This window comes from Ruegeria sp. HKCCA5426 (assembly GCF_013034585.1).
Lineage (GTDB): Bacteria > Pseudomonadota > Alphaproteobacteria > Rhodobacterales > Rhodobacteraceae > Ruegeria.
In genome coordinates, this window is record NZ_WQGH01000001.1 from 252,001 (window position 1) to 269,761 (window position 17,761).

Annotated in this window: 21 protein-coding genes; 6 read left to right on the forward strand and 15 right to left on the reverse strand. The window is 58.1% G+C overall.

Annotated features, from left to right (window positions below; translation table 11 throughout):
• Nucleotides 1-151 precede the first annotated feature (151 nt).
• The 10 genes from GOV87_RS01235 to secG all read right to left on the reverse strand — a co-directional run bounded on the left by GOV87_RS01235 (nucleotide 152) and on the right by secG (nucleotide 8,372).
• Nucleotides 152-958, reverse strand: coding sequence for an ABC transporter permease (locus GOV87_RS01235; protein WP_171210550.1), 807 nt, complete (start codon nucleotides 956-958; stop codon nucleotides 152-154).
• A complete protein-coding gene (locus tag GOV87_RS01240; RefSeq protein ID WP_171123568.1) occupies nucleotides 955-1,842 on the reverse strand; it encodes an ABC transporter permease subunit in 888 nt (295 codons plus the stop codon). The genes GOV87_RS01235 and GOV87_RS01240 overlap by 4 nt, the downstream gene beginning before the upstream one ends.
• Before the next feature lie 72 nt (nucleotides 1,843-1,914).
• Nucleotides 1,915-2,628, reverse strand: a complete 714-nt coding sequence (locus GOV87_RS01245; protein WP_171122777.1) for a transporter substrate-binding domain-containing protein — start codon at nucleotides 2,626-2,628, stop codon at nucleotides 1,915-1,917.
• Nucleotides 2,629-2,660: 32 nt separating this feature from the next.
• Entirely contained in the window at nucleotides 2,661-3,437 is a 777-nt protein-coding gene (locus GOV87_RS01250) for an ABC transporter ATP-binding protein (RefSeq protein WP_171122779.1), read from the reverse strand.
• A gap of 125 nt (nucleotides 3,438-3,562) precedes the next feature.
• Entirely contained in the window at nucleotides 3,563-4,315 is a 753-nt protein-coding gene (locus GOV87_RS01255) for a PhnD/SsuA/transferrin family substrate-binding protein (RefSeq protein ID WP_171210551.1), read from the reverse strand.
• Nucleotides 4,312-4,749: a TerB family tellurite resistance protein gene (locus GOV87_RS01260; RefSeq protein ID WP_171121021.1), complete on the reverse strand. Its 438-nt coding sequence runs from the start codon at nucleotides 4,747-4,749 to the stop codon at nucleotides 4,312-4,314. The genes GOV87_RS01255 and GOV87_RS01260 overlap by 4 nt, the downstream gene beginning before the upstream one ends.
• Nucleotides 4,750-4,769: 20 nt before the next feature.
• Complete coding sequence (locus tag GOV87_RS01265) at nucleotides 4,770-5,219, reverse strand: TerB family tellurite resistance protein (protein ID WP_171210552.1); 450 nt, start codon at nucleotides 5,217-5,219, stop codon at nucleotides 4,770-4,772.
• Nucleotides 5,220-5,331: 112 nt separating this feature from the next.
• Nucleotides 5,332-6,099 carry an isocitrate lyase/phosphoenolpyruvate mutase family protein gene (locus tag GOV87_RS01270; RefSeq protein WP_171210553.1) on the reverse strand — a complete coding sequence of 256 codons (768 nt, stop codon included), beginning with the start codon at nucleotides 6,097-6,099 and terminating at the stop codon, nucleotides 5,332-5,334.
• A 103-nt stretch (nucleotides 6,100-6,202) separates the two neighbouring features.
• Nucleotides 6,203-7,846 carry a CTP synthase gene (locus GOV87_RS01275; protein ID WP_171122785.1) on the reverse strand — a complete coding sequence of 548 codons (1,644 nt, stop codon included), beginning with the start codon at nucleotides 7,844-7,846 and terminating at the stop codon, nucleotides 6,203-6,205.
• Nucleotides 7,847-8,006: 160 nt separating this feature from the next.
• The gene (gene secG, locus GOV87_RS01280) at nucleotides 8,007-8,372 is read right to left on the reverse strand and encodes a preprotein translocase subunit SecG (RefSeq protein WP_171121693.1); all 366 of its coding nucleotides are present in this window, start codon (nucleotides 8,370-8,372) and stop codon (nucleotides 8,007-8,009) included.
• A gap of 150 nt (nucleotides 8,373-8,522) precedes the next feature.
• On the opposite strand from secG, the gene nthA reads away from it, so the two are divergent.
• The 5 genes from nthA to GOV87_RS01305 all read left to right on the forward strand — a co-directional run bounded on the left by nthA (nucleotide 8,523) and on the right by GOV87_RS01305 (nucleotide 11,809).
• Nucleotides 8,523-9,137 carry a nitrile hydratase subunit alpha gene (gene nthA / locus GOV87_RS01285; RefSeq protein ID WP_171210722.1) on the forward strand — a complete coding sequence of 205 codons (615 nt, stop codon included), beginning with the start codon at nucleotides 8,523-8,525 and terminating at the stop codon, nucleotides 9,135-9,137.
• On the forward strand, nucleotides 9,134-9,811 hold the full coding sequence (gene nthB, locus GOV87_RS01290; RefSeq protein WP_171210554.1) for a nitrile hydratase subunit beta: 678 nt from the start codon (nucleotides 9,134-9,136) through the stop codon (nucleotides 9,809-9,811). Before nthA ends, nthB begins: the two co-directional genes overlap by 4 nt.
• The gene (locus GOV87_RS01295) at nucleotides 9,808-10,143 is read left to right on the forward strand and encodes a nitrile hydratase accessory protein (RefSeq protein WP_171210555.1); all 336 of its coding nucleotides are present in this window, start codon (nucleotides 9,808-9,810) and stop codon (nucleotides 10,141-10,143) included. Before nthB ends, GOV87_RS01295 begins: the two co-directional genes overlap by 4 nt.
• Nucleotides 10,144-10,271: 128 nt before the next feature.
• Nucleotides 10,272-11,567 (forward strand): adenylosuccinate synthase, encoded by a 1,296-nt coding sequence (locus GOV87_RS01300; RefSeq protein WP_171122790.1) that lies wholly within the window; start codon nucleotides 10,272-10,274, stop codon nucleotides 11,565-11,567.
• Nucleotides 11,567-11,809, forward strand: a complete 243-nt coding sequence (locus tag GOV87_RS01305; protein WP_171121034.1) for a DUF2842 domain-containing protein — start codon at nucleotides 11,567-11,569, stop codon at nucleotides 11,807-11,809. Before GOV87_RS01300 ends, GOV87_RS01305 begins: the two co-directional genes overlap by 1 nt.
• Before the next feature lie 7 nt (nucleotides 11,810-11,816).
• Here GOV87_RS01305 and GOV87_RS01310 read toward each other — a convergent pair whose 3' ends face one another.
• Both GOV87_RS01310 and GOV87_RS01315 read right to left on the reverse strand, forming a co-directional pair.
• Nucleotides 11,817-12,380, reverse strand: a complete 564-nt coding sequence (locus GOV87_RS01310; RefSeq protein WP_171210556.1) for a GNAT family N-acetyltransferase — start codon at nucleotides 12,378-12,380, stop codon at nucleotides 11,817-11,819.
• 180 nt (nucleotides 12,381-12,560) lie between these two features.
• Nucleotides 12,561-14,237 (reverse strand): hypothetical protein, encoded by a 1,677-nt coding sequence (locus GOV87_RS01315; RefSeq protein ID WP_171210557.1) that lies wholly within the window; start codon nucleotides 14,235-14,237, stop codon nucleotides 12,561-12,563.
• A 144-nt stretch (nucleotides 14,238-14,381) separates the two neighbouring features.
• Here GOV87_RS01315 and GOV87_RS01320 point away from each other — a divergent pair, with 144 nt between their 5' ends.
• The gene (locus tag GOV87_RS01320) at nucleotides 14,382-15,068 is read left to right on the forward strand and encodes a thiamine diphosphokinase (RefSeq protein WP_254447289.1); all 687 of its coding nucleotides are present in this window, start codon (nucleotides 14,382-14,384) and stop codon (nucleotides 15,066-15,068) included.
• On the opposite strand, the gene GOV87_RS01325 is transcribed toward GOV87_RS01320, so the two are convergent.
• The 3 genes from GOV87_RS01325 to GOV87_RS01335 are packed head-to-tail and all read right to left on the reverse strand — an operon-like array spanning nucleotide 15,013 to nucleotide 17,761.
• Nucleotides 15,013-15,927, reverse strand: coding sequence for a DMT family transporter (locus GOV87_RS01325; protein WP_171210559.1), 915 nt, complete (start codon nucleotides 15,925-15,927; stop codon nucleotides 15,013-15,015). The two genes, GOV87_RS01320 and GOV87_RS01325, sit on opposite strands and share 56 nt — an antisense overlap.
• A gap of 10 nt (nucleotides 15,928-15,937) precedes the next feature.
• Nucleotides 15,938-16,366, reverse strand: coding sequence for a GFA family protein (locus tag GOV87_RS01330; RefSeq protein ID WP_171210560.1), 429 nt, complete (start codon nucleotides 16,364-16,366; stop codon nucleotides 15,938-15,940).
• Nucleotides 16,367-16,387: 21 nt separating this feature from the next.
• Nucleotides 16,388-17,761: an L-serine ammonia-lyase gene (locus tag GOV87_RS01335; protein WP_171121044.1), complete on the reverse strand. Its 1,374-nt coding sequence runs from the start codon at nucleotides 17,759-17,761 to the stop codon at nucleotides 16,388-16,390.

A 17,761-nucleotide genomic window follows, 5' to 3' on the forward strand; every position in this document is an offset into this window, starting at 1 on the left:
TACCGGGTGCCACTGTTATCTCTGGATTGTGGATCCAGAGGTCCCCTGTTCAAGCCAGGGAGGCGGTACCACTTCTCCCTGATCAGAGATTGGTGACACCGCAGGCTAGGCCGTTCATTCTTGCATTGAAAATGAAGTAGCGCGCCGAAAATCAGCGCGCCAGGTTCAGCCTCAGCTTCATTTTGCTGCGCTTGGCGGCAGGCAGGTGCCGGTTCAGGCGCTTGTTGACCAGCCCGAACGCCCAGATGACCACAAGTGTCAGCAGGATGAAGTAGAAGGCCAGAATTGGGTAGGGAATGAAGGGGTTGAAGGTCTTGTCTGCAAAATACCCTGCGTAATACAGCGCATCGCCTCGTTGCTGCCAGACCGGAAACGCCGAGAAGAAGACCAGTGTGGTGGCGTGAAACAGAAAGATCGCTTCATTTGTATAGGCGGGCCACGCCAGCCGCAGCATGGTGGGCCAGATGATGCGACGGAACCGGGACCAACCCGTCATGCCATAGGCGTCAGCAGCCTCGATATCGCCCTTGGGGATCGAGCGCAGCGCGCCATAGAAGATCTCGCCCGAATAGGCGGCCGTGTTGAAAAAAAGCACGATCAGCGCACCCAGCCAGGCCGAGGTCAGCGCATCAAGGAGCGGAAAGCTCTGCTTGAGAGACAAGAAGAAGAAATAGGCAAAGAAGAACTGGATGAACAGCGGCGAGCCCCGGAACAGAAAGATGAACCATTCCGATGGTTTACGCAGCCATAATTTGGTTGACGCTTTGCCCAGTGCCAGTGCCGTGGCCAGAAAGAACCCCGTGACCAGCGCCATGATTCCGAAATAGATGTTCCAGATCATGCCTGAACCGATCAGGGTGAACTGTTCGCACAGGGTGAAATCAGCCTTGGGAATGGCCCGCTCGCCAATACCGATTGAGCGCAGGCCATAGTCCTGAATGGTCTGGATACAGCTCATGCGGTGGTCTCCTTGCGCAGCAGCTCTCCGCCTGATGTGGCCTGACCGTGGGACAGGCGGCGCATCAGCCGTTCAAGACCAATTTCAGAAACTCGGGTCATGCCCAGGTAGAACACCAGCAGGGCAAGGAAATACCACATGCGCCAGTCGCCATGCGGGTATTGCGTGAATTTCGGGTTCTTGAACGCGCCCAGTTCGCGCGCCCAATAAACGATGTCTTCGATACCCAGCAGGAACAACAACGGCGTAGCTTTGATCAGCACCATCCATAGGTTCGACAGGCCGGGCAGGGCATACACCCACATCTGGGGCACAAGGATACGCCAGAAGGTCTGGCGGTGTGTCATCCCATAAGCCGCCGCCGTTTCCAATTGCGCATGGGGAACCGCGCGCATCCCGCCAAACAGGACGTTGGCGGCGAAAGCCCCGAACACGATGGAAAAGGTGATCACGGCCAGAAAGAAGCCATAGGTTTCGTGCACCCATTCGGGGGCTGTGCCCAGCGGCAATTTCGCCGACTGACAGACGATAAAATCATTGCCCTGCCGGATTGGGTCCGTCCATTCAGGACACAGTATCTTGTGCCGCGTCCATTCAAACGCCTGATCCAGCGCGATTACGAAAAACATGAAAAATGCGATGTCCGGCACGCCGCGCACGATCGCGATATATCCCTTTCCCAACCACGTGAGCGGCAGGATATGCGACCGGGCAGCCATGGCCCCCAGAAAGCCGAATCCCAAGGCTACGGGCGCGGTAATGGCCAGCAGCAGCAAAACCTTGAAGAAGGACAGGTAAAACAGCCAATGAACGCCGTTGGTCAAATAGCAAGAGAACCAACGGACAGTGCCGAGCGTTTCGGGATCAGTGCAGAACGAGAAAATGGCGGGCCTCTTTGACTGGCAAAGGCTCAGAATGCGGCGCGCCCGGTTGTCAGGCGCGCCGCAATTAGCAATTTAGAAGGTCGAGGACACTTCCCACTTGGTGATCAGCTCGTTCAGGCTGCCATCGTCCTTCATGGACTGGATGGCGGCGTTGAACTTCTCTTTCAGCTCACCGTCGGACTCGCGGATGCCCATGCCGACGCCACCGCCCAGCGGGACTTCGTCACCGACAAAGACCATGCCCGAGCCGTCTTCGGTGAAGGGCACCAGGAATGATTTGTCAGCCAAAACCGCATCAGCTTCGCCATTGCGGACGGCTGCGATGGTTTCTTCGGGGCTTGCAAACTCCACCAGAGTTGCGCCGGAATCAGCAATGTAGCCAGCCTGAATGGTGCCTGTTTGGGCCGCGACGACGCCGCCTTCCAGATCAACACCATCGGACATGGCAACATAAGCCGACGGATCTGGCGGGGTGTAATTCTGGGTGAAGTCGATGACTTCGTCCCGCTCATCGGTGATCGACATGCCGGCGATGATGGCATCATAGTTGCCCGAGACCAGGTTCGGGATGATCGAATCCCAGTCGTTCTTGACCCATTCGCAATCCAGGCTGGCGCGCTTGCACAGCTCGTCGCCCAGTTCGCGCTCGAACCCGTCGATCTCGCCCGCGTCGTTTACGAAGTTCCACGGTGCATAAGCACCTTCAGTGCCCAGACGGATCGTGTCCGCCATGGCCATGCCCGCGCCAAGCGCCAGCGCTGCTGTGGTCAGAATCAGGTTTTTCATTGGTAACTCCCCAGTTTAGTTCTGTCCTGAGTTTATGCCGCCTTGGTGGCGGATAGAAAGCCCTGAAGCCGTGCGGATTCAGGGGTGGTGAAGATGTCTTCCGGTAGGCCCTCTTCCTCGATCAGCCCTTGATGCAGGAACACTACGTGGCTTGAGATATCGGCCGCCATTTTCATATCATGGGTCACGATGATCATGGTGCGGCCTTCAGCGGCCAGATCCTTGATAACCTTGATGACTTCCTGCTCCAACTCAGGGTCCAGCGCCGAGGTCGGTTCGTCAAACAGCAGCGCCTCGGGCTCCATGCACAGTCCGCGCGCAATCGCGGCACGTTGTTGCTGACCGCCTGAAAGTTGCGCCGGATATACGTCGCACTTGTCGCCGATACCGACTTTTTCCAGATATTTCCGCGCGCTGTCCTCAACTTCGGCCTTGTCACGGCCCAACACGGTGACCGGGGCTTCCATGACGTTTTGCAGGATTGTCATGTGGGCCCACAGGTTGAATTGCTGAAATACCATCGACAGGTTGGTGCGGATACGCAGAACCTGTTTTGCGTCGGCGGGACGACGGTGTTGACCTTGGCCTGCCCAACGGACGGGTTCGCCCTTGAACAGAATTTCCCCCTGCTGACTGTCTTCCAGCAGGTTGCAACAGCGTAGAAGCGTGGATTTACCAGACCCGGACGACCCGATCAAAGACACCACATCACCGCGTCTGGCCGTAATATCCACCCCTTTCAGCACTTCTAGATTGCCGAAACTCTTGTGTAGGTTTTTGATCTCGATGACCGGAGTGGAATCTGTCACGGGAGCCCTGAGTGTTATTGGTGTTGGTGCGGTACTAGGGCTTAAATTTTTGAGCAATGCAATGCGCAAATGATGCGTTACCGCTCAGAAACTGTCAAAATGACCAGACGTTCTGGCCAAATCGGTCAGGGATTGAGCAACTCGGCAGCCGCTTGCGATGGATTGGGAACAGCCAGATAGTCATCCGCCGGGATGTAGATAAGGTCCCGCAGAAGCAGCAGTTCTGCGTCCTGATCAGACAATTCGGTTATCGCCTTTTGAGTCGCCCGTGCGATGGCGGCTGCGTCTTGCCCGATGGCCGTGATGAAGGGAAGGGCGGGTGTCGGGGATGTTTCTTCAACAGGGCGCAATGCTGTTCCCAAGTCTGAGTGTTTCTTCAACAACGCCCAAGTGACGGCATCCAGACAGGCATAGTCGGCGCGACCATCCGCAACCGCTTGGGCTGAATACGCGTGACCGCCAGTCATAAGCAATTCAGACGGAAACTGGGCGTCTTTGGCAAGGTGAACCATAGGAGCGGCCCAGCCGGACTGCGAAAGCGCCTCGTTATAGGCAAATGTCCCGCCTGCAAGCTGTTTCAACCCACGGGGGTCATCCTGCCGGGCAACAAAGACCGAACGATAATGCCCCGGTGGACATCCCGGCAGCCCGTAATCCGGTGTTCCAACCAGTTGCACATTGCCGTGCAATCGGGTTCGGTAGGGCATCCCGCACGTCTGGGCAAAGAGAAGGTCGGGACTCTGCCAGATGCTCCATGCATCTTCGTCTCGTGTCAGGCTGGCGGGGCCGAAGCCAAGGTTTTCACGAATCAAAAGCCAGAAACGATCATTCGCGGATCGAACAGCGGGCATGTCATACATGCCCAACGCAGCGATCACGCCTTGGCTGCCTTTTGCCGCGCCAGGGCCGAGTCGACATCGCTGACCCCCAACAAGCTGACCACCAGTCGCAAAAGGGAATCTTCCTCTCCCGTGCGGTGCCCATCGGCCAGCGCAACCGACCACATTGCCTGAACCACGGCAAGCCGATCTTCATATTGGACGGCTTCCTTGATCGCGCGGGTAAAGCGGACGGTGTCCGGGGCTTCGGCCTCAAGATCTTCGGCGCGTGCGCGCAGGGCGGCCGCTTCGAACGGGGACAGGCCATAGCGTTCGGCGGAAATACGGTCGATCCGCGCCATCTCGCTGTCGGCATAGTCGTTGTCTGACCGAGCAATGCGGACCAATAGGGCGGTCAACGCCAATCGCGCATCGTCATCGGCAAGCGGGTCGGGCTGAGGCTGAGTAAGCCGGGACAGGAATTCACTGAACATGCGAAAGATATAGAGGCCGACTAGGTTTCTTCCAAGCGCCTTTGCACGCGGCCGCGTGCAGCTTGGCTGTCGTTGAAGCTGAGGCCCATCGCAATACGGGCTTCCTCGACGATCTTCATCTCGCCTTCGTCGGAATTGCCGTCGGCCAGAACGACCTCCCACAGGGCGTCTAGGGCGGCCAGTCTCTCGTGCAGGTCCGTGGTTTCGCGGATCAGTTTGCCGAACGTGTCTGTCTCGGGGGCCGCCGCGTGCAGTTTTTCGCAAGTGGCGCGGACCTTGGCGGCCTCAATCGCGTTGTGCTGGTACAGACGGGCAAGTATCCGATCAATCAGGCTGATTTCTTCCAGCTTATAGTCGCGATCCGCCTGCGCCACGCGCACCATCAACGCACCCAACGCCAATTCAGCGTCCGGGTCGGGCAGATTCGTATGCTGTGGCGGGCGAAACGCCTGAAATAACTTCTTCAACATAATTTTAGAATATTCCATATTTTGTAGCCCGCCAAGCACGGACTACATGTCATGGACTGGAATCGTCAAAATCCCGCTGTGTGGGTTTCAGCGGGCCATAAGGCCCTGAAGTTTAGTTCAGAGCCTTTGTCGCCTGTTCTTGCAGCCATCCCAACATCTGTTTGTAGGGCACGGGGCCATAACTGATACGCGCCACGCCCAGTGATGCCAATGTTGCAGTGTCCGGTGTTCCGGGCAGGGCGATGATGTTTACAGGCAATTCGGTCGATTCGCATAACCGCGCGATAAGCACCTCATCCTTCAGTCCCGGCGCAAAAAAGCCGCTGGCCCCTGCTTCGGCATAGGCTTTGGCGCGTGCGATTGCATCGTCCAACATGTCATCGCTATGTGTATCGGGCCTGGCCTTGAGGAAAATATCTGTGCGCGCGTTGATAAAGGCGGGAATCCCGGCGGCATCACAGCCCTCGCGCATTGCCCGTACCCGCGCTTCCTGAGTCTCGATGTCATACAACTCTTTCGTGCCGACGATCTGATCCTCGAAGTTGAAACCGATCACCCCGGTTTCCAAGGCACGTTCGACACTTGCGGCCACGCCAAGCACGTCCGATGCGTAAGCCCCTTCGAAATCCAGTGTCACAGGAAGATTGACGGCCGACACAATGCGACGGGCATTGTCCAGCGCGGCCTCCATGGGAATGTTCTCACCATCCCCATACCCCTGCGCCATCGCGACCGGGGCGCTACCCGTGGCAATCGCCTTGGCCCCGGCATCGCGTACAGCACCGGCGCTGCCAGCGTCCCAGATATTGTACAGAATAACCGGGTCGCCCTTCTTATGCAGGGCGGCAAAGGTTTCTGCGCGTGTGATCTGATCTGTCATGGCCGGTCTCCTGTCGTTGTTGTGACGACAGTTAAAGGCGCAAACAGCCGATGCGTACAGAATTTTTCGCATCGGCTGTCACAAGGCAGTGATCCTGTGAAGGTCAGACCAGACGAGAGGTATCCTTGGCCGCGCGCACAAACTCGCGGAACAACGGATGCGGGTCAAACGGCTTCGACTTCAGTTCAGGGTGATACTGAACACCGATGAACCACGGATGGTCCGACCATTCGACGATTTCCGGCAGACGTCCGTCAGGAGACATGCCCGAGAATTTAAGCCCGGCCTTTTCCAATTGCTCGCGGTATTTGATATCGACCTCATAGCGGTGGCGGTGGCGTTCTTCGATGTTGGTGCCGCCGTAGACCTCGGCCACTTTCGAGCCATCGGCCAGAACCGCATCATATGCGCCCAGACGCATGGTGCCGCCTTTGTCGTCGCCGACCTTGCGTTCGACCTTGTGGTTGCCCTGAACCCATTCCTTCAGGTGATAGACCACAGGTTCAAAACGCTTTTTGCCGGCTTCGTGGTCGAACTCTTCGGAACCCGCCTCTTTGATGCCAGCCGCGTTCCGGGCTGCTTCGATAACCGCCATCTGCATGCCAAGACAGATACCCAGATAGGGAACCTTGTGCTCGCGCGCGTATTGCGCGGCTTTGATCTTGCCTTCCGTACCGCGCTCGCCAAAGCCGCCGGGGACAAGGATGGCGTGGAATCCTTCCAGATGGGGCGCGGCGTCTTCTGTATCGAACACCTCGGCGTCAACCCACTCGACCTTGACCTTGACGCGGTTGGCCATGCCACCATGAGTCAGCGCCTCGGCAATCGACTTATAGGCGTCTTCCAGTTGGGTGTATTTACCGACGATGGCAACCTTTACCTCGCCTTCGGCGTTGTGGATTCGATCACTGACGTCTTCCCATTTCGCCAGATCGGGTTTCGGGGCAGGGCTGATCTGGAACGCATCCAGAACCGCCTGATCCAGACCTTCCTTGTGATAGGCCAGCGGCGCGTCGTAGATCGTGCTAAGGTCCTGCGCCGCGATCACGCTGTCAGGGCGCACGTTGCAGAACAGGGCCAGCTTTTCACGTTCTTTCTTTGGGATAGGACCTTCCGACCGGCAAACCAGAATGTCAGGGGCCAGACCGATCGAGCGCAGCTCTTTGACCGAATGCTGGGTTGGCTTGGTTTTCAACTCGCCCGAGGCCTTGATGTAGGGCAGCAGCGTCAGGTGCATGAACAGGCACTGGCCGCGCGGCTTGTCCTGGCTAAACTGACGGATGGCTTCGAAAAAGGGCAGGCCCTCGATATCGCCAACGGTGCCGCCGATCTCACACAGCATGAAATCAACCTCATCCTCGCCAATGGCAATGAAATCTTTGATTTCGTTGGTGACGTGCGGGATCACCTGAATGGTCTTACCCAGATAGTCGCCGCGGCGCTCTTTCTCGAGCACATTCGAATAGATCCGCCCCGAGCTGACCGAGTCGGTCTTGCGCGCGGCGACTCCGGTGAAACGCTCATAGTGGCCAAGGTCCAGATCGGTTTCGGCCCCGTCATCGGTGACGAACACCTCACCATGTTCAAACGGAGACATAGTGCCGGGGTCGACGTTCAGATAGGGGTCCAGCTTGCGCAGCCGGACCGAGTATCCGCGTGCCTGCAACAAGGCACCCAAAGCTGCCGAGGCCAACCCTTTGCCCAAGGACGAAACCACACCACCGGTGATGAAAATAAAACGCGCCATGTTGTTCGGCTAGCTCCCGTGAGACGTCAAAATCAGCTGCCCGACGGTTCCGAAAAACCGTTGCATCACGGGACTCCATACATAAAGGATTCGCGCCCAAAGCGCAAGAGAACCGCAAGATGCTGTTGCAGTTCTCTGTCAGGTTTCTAGGTTTTGTGGATCAGTCGGCCTGCGGGATCAGCGGCGCGTTGTCGCCCTGTACCGGAGGCAGAAGATCGTCCGCCGACGGTACCGCCGGTGCGCTTTCTTCAGTCGCAGCCGGGGCGGGAACGCCCAACCGGTCGATAACCGAGCTGCCCGAGGATTTCTGAGCCGCCAGAATCGTCAGCGTGATCGACGTGACGATAAAGCACGCCGCCAGAATCCATGTGACCTTGCCCAACGCAGTTGCAGCCGCGCGGCCGCTAACGGCGCCGCCACCGCCGCCACCCATGCCAAGACCACCGCCTTCGGACCGCTGCATCAGGACGACGGCGATCAGGCCCAGAGCCAGAAGAAGATGGATGATGAGAACGACGTTTTCCATGGTGGTCCTGTACAGCGTGGCGTGTATCGCGTGGTACTTATGCAAGTTTGGTTCCGGGGGCAAGTCACGAGTTTCCATCAGGATCAATGATGTGTCTTATCACGGCAAAGGGACTGGACAGATCGGCGGATCGTGGCGCAACCTGCGGCCATGCCCCATGATGATCACGACCACCCGCACGCCCTTTTGCCACCCGAACCTGCCTTGCGCGTCAAGGCGCTCGAGACGATTCTGACTCGCAAGGGGCTGGTTGACCCCGCGGCTTTGGATGAGATTATCGACACCTACCAAAACAAGATAGGCCCTCAGAATGGTGCACGTGCCGTCGCAAAGGCGTGGACGGACCCGGAATTCAAACGCGCTTTGCTTGAGGATGCGACCCCGGTTGTTGCTGATCTTGGATTTTATGGGCGGCAGGGCGAACACATTGTAGTGGTCGAGAATACGCCTGCCCAACATAATATGGTAGTTTGCACCTTGTGCAGTTGTTACCCGTGGCCGCTGCTCGGTATCCCCCCGGGGTGGTACAAGTCCGACGCATATCGCGCGCGTGCCGTTCGGGAACCGCGTAAAGTACTGACCGAGTTCGGCGTGACGCTGCCATCCGAAACTGCCGTTCGGGTTTGGGACTCGACCGCCGAGATCCGCTATCTGGTTTTACCAATGCGGCCCAAGGGCACTGCGTCACTTGACGAAGACGCTCTGGCTGCCCTGGTAACACGCGACAGCATGATTGGAACCGGTTTGCCCAAGGTGCCCTCATGACACGGGTTCACGACATGGGGGGGCGGTTTGGCGATGGCCCAGTAGTCCCCGATGCCGACGGTGCGCCGGTATTTCCCCAGGAGTGGCATGGTCGCGCATTGGCCGTAACTCTGGCAGCAGGCTTTCTAGGCCAGTGGAACATCGACATTTCGCGCCATGCGCGTGAGCGCTTATCGCCGAAGGATTACACGCGGTTTTCCTATTACGAAAAATGGATATCTGCCTTGGCTGACTTGTTGGTCGAGCAAGGTGTTCTGACATTGGCCGACTTGAGAGGGGCGGAACAAGAGGGGCCGCATCCTCTGGCATCAAGGACGCTCAAAGCTGAAGCCGTTAGTGCCGCGCTATCCAAAGGTGGTCCCGCGGATCGACCGTCCAACGTGCCCGTGCAATATGAAATCGGCCAGAACGTTCGGACAGTTCACCCTGCTTCCAATCGGTTGGTGGATGGCGGTCACACACGATTGCCAGCCTACGCCGCTGGAGCCGAGGGGCGGGTTCTGCGTGTTCACGGCAGCCATGTCTTACCGGACTCAAACGCGCACGGCCTCGGAGAATCGCCCGAGCCGCTTTATGCAGTGGTTTTCGCCGCATCGGAACTTTGGGCAACGCCCGAAAATCCCAAGGACGAGGTCGTACTAGACCTCTGGCAAAGTTATCTGGAGCCATCATGACCGATTGCATCGCGCATACAGCTCCCGAGCCGGTATTTGCCGAACCATGGCACACTCAAGTCTTTGCCGTGACAGTTGCGCTGAACGAAGCGGGGCGATTCGATTGGCCGGAATGGGCGACACGATTTTCTGCTACGTTGAAGCGTCACGGGTTGAAGAAGGAACTCGATGGCGGCGAGGATTATTTTCGCGCTTGGCTTGAGACACTGGAAACGCTTCTGGCGGATGGTGGTGAAACCAGTGCCGGCGATATCGACGATGTATCAGCGGCATGGGAAAAAGCGTATTTGACCACACCCCATGGCAGCCCTGTTGAATTGAGTGCCGATTAGGGGGCTCTGCCCCCGCCGGAGGCATCGCGCGCAGCGCGGTTATGGTCTGCGGCGAATTACCGGTTTCCCTGCCGCTTTCTCCTCGTTATACGAGCCGAGTTTGATATCTCAGCGCAAAAGGACCGGATATGGCCAATGTGGTTGTTGTCGGCGCCCAGTGGGGTGACGAAGGAAAAGGCAAGATCGTCGACTGGCTCAGTGAGCGGGCAGATGTCATCGCGCGTTTTCAGGGTGGGCATAATGCCGGGCACACGCTGGTCATCGATGGTGAAGTTTACAAGCTGAACGCGCTGCCTTCCGGCGTCGTGCGTGGCGGCAAGCTGAGCGTGATCGGCAACGGTGTTGTTCTGGATCCTTGGCATCTGGTGAACGAAATTGCCTCGATCCGCAAACAGGGGGTCGAGATTACTCCGGAAACGCTGATGATTGCCGAAAACACGCCTTTGATCTTGCCCATCCATGGTGAGCTGGACCGAGCGCGGGAGGAAGCGGCAAGCAAGGGTACCAAGATCGGTACCACAGGGCGCGGCATCGGCCCGGCTTATGAGGATAAGGTTGGGCGCCGCTCGGTGCGCGTTGCTGATCTGGCTGATGAGGCAACGCTTGAGGCACGGGTTGATCGGGCGCTGCAACACCATGATCCGTTGCGCAAAGGTCTGGGGATCGAAGCAGTGGATCGTGACGCGCTGATCGCTCAGTTGAAAAAGATCGCCTCGGAAATCCTACCTTTTGCTGCTCCGGTCTGGAAAGTGCTGAATGAAAAGCGCAAGGCAGGGAAACGCATTCTGTTTGAAGGGGCGCAGGGGGCGCTGCTGGATATTGATTTTGGCACCTATCCTTTCGTGACGTCTTCGAACGTGATCGCAGGGCAGGCCGCAACGGGCGTAGGCATTGGGCCGGGGTCTGTGGATTTTGTTCTGGGTATCGTCAAAGCCTATACCACCCGCGTCGGTGAGGGACCTTTCCCGACCGAGTTGGATGACGAGGACGGCCACCGTCTGGGCACTCGGGGTCATGAATTTGGAACGGTGACGGGACGCAAACGCCGCTGCGGGTGGTTCGATGCCTGCCTTGTTCGGCAGACCTGTGCCACCAGCGGTGTGAACGGCATCTCGCTGACCAAGCTGGATGTGCTTGACGGGTTTGAGACGCTGAAAATCTGCGTGGGTTATGATCTGGACGGCGAACGACTGGATTACTTGCCGACCGCCGCAGATCAGCAGGCCCGCTGTAAACCGATCTATGAAGAAATGCCGGGTTGGAGCGAATCCACCGAGGGCGCCCGCAGTTGGGCAGACCTGCCTGCCAACGCCATCAAATATGTGCGCCGGGTCGAAGAACTGATCGAATGCCCGGTTGCCCTGTTGTCGACAAGCCCGGAGCGGGACGACACCATTCTGGTGACTGACCCGTTTGCAGATTGATGGGCACCGATCAGAAACCAGGACTCAGCTATAAGGCACGCCGTCGTTGGTCGATGGTGTTGCTCCTGGTTGGTCTGCCGGCCTATATCGTGGCGGTGGTGACAATTGTGAATTGGCTCGACCGACCGCCGATCTGGTTGGAACTGCTGGTCTATGTCGTGCTTGGCGTCTTGTGGGCTTTGCCGTTTAAGTTCGTGTTTAAGGGCGTCGGCAAAGAAGATCCGGATCAGCCATCGGAATAGGCGGTCTTTACTGCCTGTTTCCGTGCTCGGGTAATGGCCAAGTCAGGATTGCGCGCGCTAAGGCGTGATACTCGCCCGAAATTTCTTCGGCGAGGCTGAACGGGCTTGGCCATGGTGTGGTCAGTGTGGCCTCGACCTGTCCGGTGACAAGCTTCAATTCAGCTTTGTGTTTTGCCGCCAGACGGCGCATTTTCTGGTTCGTCGCCAGGCACAGCATATGAACCTCGCGAATGCCTCGGTTTCGCGCGGCTGCAATGATCCGAGAGAGTAGGGCGTCGCCGATACCGCGGTCTTGCCAAGATGCTTCGACTGTCATCGCAACTTCCGCCACGAAATTCTGGCTATCGGGTACAGTCCGAAGCTCGCCAACACCTCGCAGGCAGGAATCTGGAAAGGCCCCGAAAACAAGCGCGGCATTGTCAAATATTTCGTCCAGATAGTTTTGCACGAATTCCGGTCTGACAGGGACGCCAAACCGAGAGGTCAGCGTGTCTTCGTTTAAGTTTCTGTAATGGCTTACTATTTTCGGTTTGTCGTATATTCGAAGGCGCCGTATTGGGAGTTCATACATGGCACGACTCCTGTTTTAACGAATTGTGGGCATCAAATTAGATGGCGACAGGTTACCATTATTCTGCAGTGCAGCAAAAAGGACGTTTCGTCACAATCGGGCGCGGAGGTATCAGTTTGAATAGGCAAAAGAAAAGGTCGGTGCATTGCACCGGCCCCTTGATTTCAAGCTTGTATATGGTCAGCCAGCGGCGCGTTCGTCATTCGGGCGAAAGCCAATCTGGTTTGACGCTGCAAATCGTCCGCCGCCTGCTTTCTCGATCTTGCCGTCGCGCAGCAACTGACCGAAGGACCGCAGGCTTTCTTCGCGGTTGAACTCATCTTGCTTGAGTGAGCGAATCTTATTCATCAACTGCGGGCGCGAGAATTGCTCCTGACCTTCGATGAACGACAGGTAGGCCGCTGCGGCCTCAAGCAGATCGGGCAGGGACTGCGCACCTTGCTCTTGCGCGAAGGATGCAAATCCACCTTCCTCGCTCGCCTGATCTTCATCCTCGGACTTTACACGGCGGGGCGTAACGGGGCCGGCATCTTCGTCGTGAGTGTCAATGCGTTGTTCTGCCACCAGCTTCAACGGAGCCAGCGTATTCGATTGCGGGCGCATGCTGGTCACCTGAACCTCGGGGCGGCGAGGGTTGACCACGGACGATGTCAGGTTGCGATATTCTTCTTCCTCATCGTCTGCCTCGGGCTGTTCTTTGCGCTCTGCTTCGGTTGCAGCTACAGCCGCGCGGAGGTGAGAATAGGTCTCGCGCTGTGTGTTCGCCGGATCGTCCATCTGAACACCGGCTTTGTCCATCAGGCGCGTCAAGTCCTGGTCTGATGCCGCTGAATCGGCTGCGGGTTCGTTCGCACGATTGGCAAGAAACGCCTCAACCTCAGAGATTTCGCTAAGGAGGTTTTCTTCGTCCTGCGCGCTCAGAACACCTTCTTCGGCAGCGGCCTCATCAAATTCGACATCGTCGTTGTCCGAGGCATCCTCGCTGAGGATATTGAGGATCTCTTCGTCTTTGTCCTGTTCGTCATCCGAAAGCTGGATTTCAGTCTCGGCAATCTCTTCCTCGATCACGTCCTCGGTGGGCAGCACCGAGGTTTCGTCCAGATCTTCGACGGCTTCAATCACCGCCTCAATGGACGGATCGTATTCTTCGGCAAGCTCGTCCAGTTCAGCAACCGGTTCCACGGCTTCGGGAGCCGCCTCGGCCGTGGGCATCTGGTCGTCTTCGGCAATTGGTGCGGTGTCCTCTGCTTTGAACGGCGCTGCGTCGGCTTGGGCAACATCTTCTGCCGGGACGTCTTCCTGCAGGTCTGCCGCGCTCAACGAACCGGCTTCAAAGGCGGCAGCGACGGCATCCGAGGGGCCAGCGGCCTCTCTCATCAGCGTCGTTTCTTCGTCCTCAGCGTAAATGACCGAATTCTCGTCGGTATGGGATACGACGGCACGGATGCGCTGCAGCTTGGCGGCTATGCTGTCAGCGGCCGGGGCAGGGGCGTTTTCAACCGCTTCCGCGTCATCAAAGAAAACAGCGGGGGCTTGTTCCGGCTCTGCCGCGCTCGGCGCTTGCTCTACTGGCGTTGCAGGTTCGGAAGGCGCTGCCGCAACTTCGGTTGCACGCAGCAACAGGCCGCTTTCGTTCTGGCGGGCTTCCACGCGTGTGGATGCGTCGCGCTGCGCGATGCGGGCCAACATCTCGGCGTCGGGCTGGGGAGGTTCTGACCCAAAGTACCGGTCTTCCGCAGCAAGGTCGCGAAAGTACTCGGCGATGGCCTTCATCGTTTCGAAGGAATCGTCAAAGCCTTCCAAAGTGCATGAGAAGGTTCCGTAGGAAACGGTTAAAACCTTGTTATTCTGTACCATCAGACGCACGTCCTTTACAAACTACCTGAACCAACCTGCCCAGGTCCGGGCACCCCTATTGGTTCGAAACTTTGCTTATAAACCTATCATTTTGTGGTCTGAATGTGTCCAAAACCGGGAAAAATGATCAATCTTAGAAAAAATATGCCAATTGTGCGCTCTGACGAGCCAATTGTGCTGGTCGGAGGCGGGCAAATTGGGCCCCGCGATCTGGAAATCGCGCTGATTCGCGCAGGTAGGGTCGTAGCTGCCGATGGCGGAGCGATACCGGTGCTTGAGGCCGGACATATCCCCGAGGCCGTGATCGGTGATTTCGATTCGTTGGAGGCATCCCACAAAGCGCAGATTCCATCCGACCGTCTGTTTCCAATTCGTGAACAAGACAGCACGGACTTTGACAAGGCATTGCGCAGCCTAGACGCGCCGCTGATCCTGGGGGTCGGGTTTCTCGGCGGGCGGTTGGATCACCAATTGGCCGTGCTTAACGGGTTGGTCAGGCGGCAGGATCGGCTCTGCGTCCTGTTGGGGGAGCATGAGGTCGTGTTTCACGCACCGCCAAACATCAGGCTTGCGCTTGCGCCGGGTGACGTCGTCTCATTGTTTCCATTTCAGCAGGTAACGGGGCGGAGTACGGGATTGGAATGGCCGATCGACACGCTGGTTCTGGAACCTGACGGAGTGGTCGGGACATCGAACCGGGCAATATCTGAGGTTACGCTAACCATGGACACGCCGGGGTTGTTGGTAATGGTCCCAAGGACGGCTTTGGATACGGTTATGCAGGCGTTTCAGTCGGGGCAGATCGGGCGCTGGCCCGTTCGCGCAGAATGACATAGAGGCCGGCCAGAACGGTGATCGTAATACCGATCGCGGCCATGCCGTTGGGCAGGTCCAAAAAGACCAGCCAGCCGAACAGGGTGGCGACTGGTATCTCAAGGTACTGCATCGGGGCCAGCGTCGCCGAGGGCGCATAGCGCAGTGACCACGTCATAAACAGATGCGCGACGGTCCCAAGCAGGCCTATCGCCAAGAACAGGAAATGGGTGCCTTCAGTTGGGACGACCAGCGAAAGGTGCCAGACCTCCGTCGCGGTTCCAGCGATCAGGACGGGCAACATGATGATGGTGGCCATCGCACCCGAAACAGCTTGAAGGGCAATCGGGTCGGCCTCTTTCGCTATTTGTCGCGTGACCAGCATGAACAGTGCAAAGACGATGGCGACGACCAGGGGCAGAAGGGCAGCCGCTCCGACCTGAATGAAGCTTGGCTGGATAACCATCAGTGTCCCCGCGAAACCTACGGCGCAGGCCACAAGGAGCCTCAGGCCGACTTCTTCGCCCAGCACGTAACGGCCCAGCAACAGCATGATGAAGGGCATGACAAAGGCGATGGCCACCGCGTCGGCCAACGGCAGATATTGCAGGGCGCTGAACATCGCGCTGATACCGAGAATGTGCAAAATCGTTCGAATGGCCGTCAGGCGCAGTACGCGCCCCCGCATCCGCCAATGTCGTCCCGTCAAAGCAACCAGCGGGATCAGGACCATCGCCTGCACCGCGAAACGGACGAAGACAAGCATCGCAACGGGCGTTGTCTCACCCAAAAGCTTGGCCATCGCGTCGCCCAAGGGGGCGAGCACGCAAAACCCAAGCATCAAGACGATGCCGAAGACGGGGCGATCCTGTGTCATGCCCGCGACGCTAAGTTGAATGGGGGTATTCGGGCAAGGGCTGTACTTGGGTGTAGTCCGGCCCAATGCAGACCGGCAGATCGTCATTCAGCCTAAGCCATTCCAGCTTTTCTTCGTGGGCTGCATGCAGCGTCGGCTGCAAAGCGTCGGGATTGTCCAGCGTCGCGACGTAAAGATGCAGGATGCCCGACATCGCCTGAGACCGAAACGAGATCGGCGTGCCGCATTCCGGGCAGAAACTGCGTTCAACGCCGGGCGAAGACGTAAAGGTCTTTGGTTCCTTGCCCGTCCAGCGCCACTGGCCGTCGCGCACCCCGAAATATGTTGTCATAGGTGCGGCGCATTGCCGTCGGCAACTGTCGCAGTGGCAGGTCACGCAGGACAGGGCCGGGGGATCGACCTCAAAAGTTATAGAACCACATAGGCAGTGTCCGTGCATAAGGCTCCTCCGACTCGGGGCTCAACAATTGGGCACGTTCACGGCCAGACCACCCAACGACGTTTCCTTGTACTTTTCGTGCATGTCATGCCCGGTTTGGCGCATGGTTTCGATGACTGCGTCCAAGGGGACAAAGTGACGACCATCACCGCGCAACGCTAAAGACGCTGCGGAAACTGCTTTGATTGCGCCCAACCCGTTGCGCTCGATACAGGGAACCTGAACCAGCCCCGCGACCGGGTCACAGGTCATGCCCAAGTGGTGCTCCAACGCAATTTCAGCCGCGTTTTCCACTTGCTCAGGCGTGCCACCCATCACAGCGCACAGCCCCGCCGCAGCCATTGCCGAAGCGCTGCCAACCTCGGCCTGACACCCAGCTTCGGCACCCGAGATCGACGCGTTGAACTTGACCAGCCCGCCAATGGCAGCCGCAGTCAGCAAGAAATCCTCAATATGCGTTTCCGAAGCACCGGGCACGTGATCGAGGTAATAGCGCAGGACCGCAGGCAGAACCCCGGCAGCGCCGTTTGTTGGCGCTGTTACGACCTGACCACCCGCGGCGTTTTCCTCGTTTACGGCCATGGCGTAAACGCTCATCCAATCGTTGATGGTGTGCGGGGCATTCAGGTTCATCCCTCGTTCAGCCTGAAGCGCGTCGTGGATACCCTTAGCGCGGCGGCGCACGCTCAGGCCACCGGGCAGAATGCCATCGGTGTGCAGGCCGCGCTCGATACAGTCGTTCATGACTTGCCACAGACGGGCCGAGCCTTTGGCAAAACTGTCGGCACAACCGCGCGCGATTTCGTTGGCGCGCTTCATCTCGGCGATGTTTTTGCCGCTGGCCTTGGCCATGTCCAGCATTTCGACCGCCGATTTGAACGGAAAGGGGACGGGGGCGCCTTCGTCGGTGGCTTTGCCTGCGGCCAGTTCTTCTTCGGTCAGGACAAACCCGCCCCCGATCGAATAGTAGACCTGCCGCAGGATTACGTCGCCTTGTGCGTCCGTGGCCATCAGGATCATGCCGTTGGCGTGGCCCGGTAGGGTGTGATCGTAATCAAAGACCAAATCCGCCTTGGGGTCGAAATGCAGCGTCGGCAAACCATCGGGGGTAACGCTGTGGCTCTCTTTGATGGCCAGCAGCGCGGCTTCGGCTTTTTCATTGTCGTAAGTATCGGGAACAAATCCAGCCAGCCCCAGTATCGTCGCGCGGTCCGTGGCGTGCCCAACACCTGTAAAAGCAAGAGAGCCGTGCAGCGAGCCGCGCAGGCCCGCAAATTCGAACGGAGAATCGCGCATAAGGTCCAGAAAACGTGCCGCGGCCACCATCGGACCCATTGTGTGCGACGAGGATGGGCCAATGCCCACTTTGAACATATCGAAGACAGACAGGAACAT

Coding starts and splice junctions, on each gene's coding strand:
- GOV87_RS01235 (WP_171210550.1), bottom strand. CDS start 958: ATGAGCTGTATCCAGACCATTCAGGACTATGGCCTGCGCTCAATCGGT.
- GOV87_RS01245 (WP_171122777.1), bottom strand. CDS start 2,628: ATGAAAAACCTGATTCTGACCACAGCAGCGCTGGCGCTTGGCGCGGGC.
- GOV87_RS01260 (WP_171121021.1), bottom strand. CDS start 4,749: ATGTTCAGTGAATTCCTGTCCCGGCTTACTCAGCCTCAGCCCGACCCG.
- GOV87_RS01265 (WP_171210552.1), bottom strand. CDS start 5,219: ATGTTGAAGAAGTTATTTCAGGCGTTTCGCCCGCCACAGCATACGAAT.
- GOV87_RS01270 (WP_171210553.1), bottom strand. CDS start 6,099: ATGACAGATCAGATCACACGCGCAGAAACCTTTGCCGCCCTGCATAAG.
- GOV87_RS01275 (WP_171122785.1), bottom strand. CDS start 7,846: ATGGCGCGTTTTATTTTCATCACCGGTGGTGTGGTTTCGTCCTTGGGC.
- secG (WP_171121693.1), bottom strand. CDS start 8,372: ATGGAAAACGTCGTTCTCATCATCCATCTTCTTCTGGCTCTGGGCCTG.
- nthA (WP_171210722.1), top strand. CDS start 8,523: ATGCCCCATGATGATCACGACCACCCGCACGCCCTTTTGCCACCCGAA.
- nthB (WP_171210554.1), top strand. CDS start 9,134: ATGACACGGGTTCACGACATGGGGGGGCGGTTTGGCGATGGCCCAGTA.
- GOV87_RS01295 (WP_171210555.1), top strand. CDS start 9,808: ATGACCGATTGCATCGCGCATACAGCTCCCGAGCCGGTATTTGCCGAA.
- GOV87_RS01300 (WP_171122790.1), top strand. CDS start 10,272: ATGGCCAATGTGGTTGTTGTCGGCGCCCAGTGGGGTGACGAAGGAAAA.
- GOV87_RS01305 (WP_171121034.1), top strand. CDS start 11,567: ATGGGCACCGATCAGAAACCAGGACTCAGCTATAAGGCACGCCGTCGT.
- GOV87_RS01310 (WP_171210556.1), bottom strand. CDS start 12,380: ATGTATGAACTCCCAATACGGCGCCTTCGAATATACGACAAACCGAAA.
- GOV87_RS01315 (WP_171210557.1), bottom strand. CDS start 14,237: ATGGTACAGAATAACAAGGTTTTAACCGTTTCCTACGGAACCTTCTCA.
- GOV87_RS01320 (WP_254447289.1), top strand. CDS start 14,382: ATGCCAATTGTGCGCTCTGACGAGCCAATTGTGCTGGTCGGAGGCGGG.
- GOV87_RS01325 (WP_171210559.1), bottom strand. CDS start 15,927: ATGACACAGGATCGCCCCGTCTTCGGCATCGTCTTGATGCTTGGGTTT.
- GOV87_RS01330 (WP_171210560.1), bottom strand. CDS start 16,366: ATGCACGGACACTGCCTATGTGGTTCTATAACTTTTGAGGTCGATCCC.
- GOV87_RS01335 (WP_171121044.1), bottom strand. CDS start 17,761: ATGTTCCTGTCTGTCTTCGATATGTTCAAAGTGGGCATTGGCCCATCC.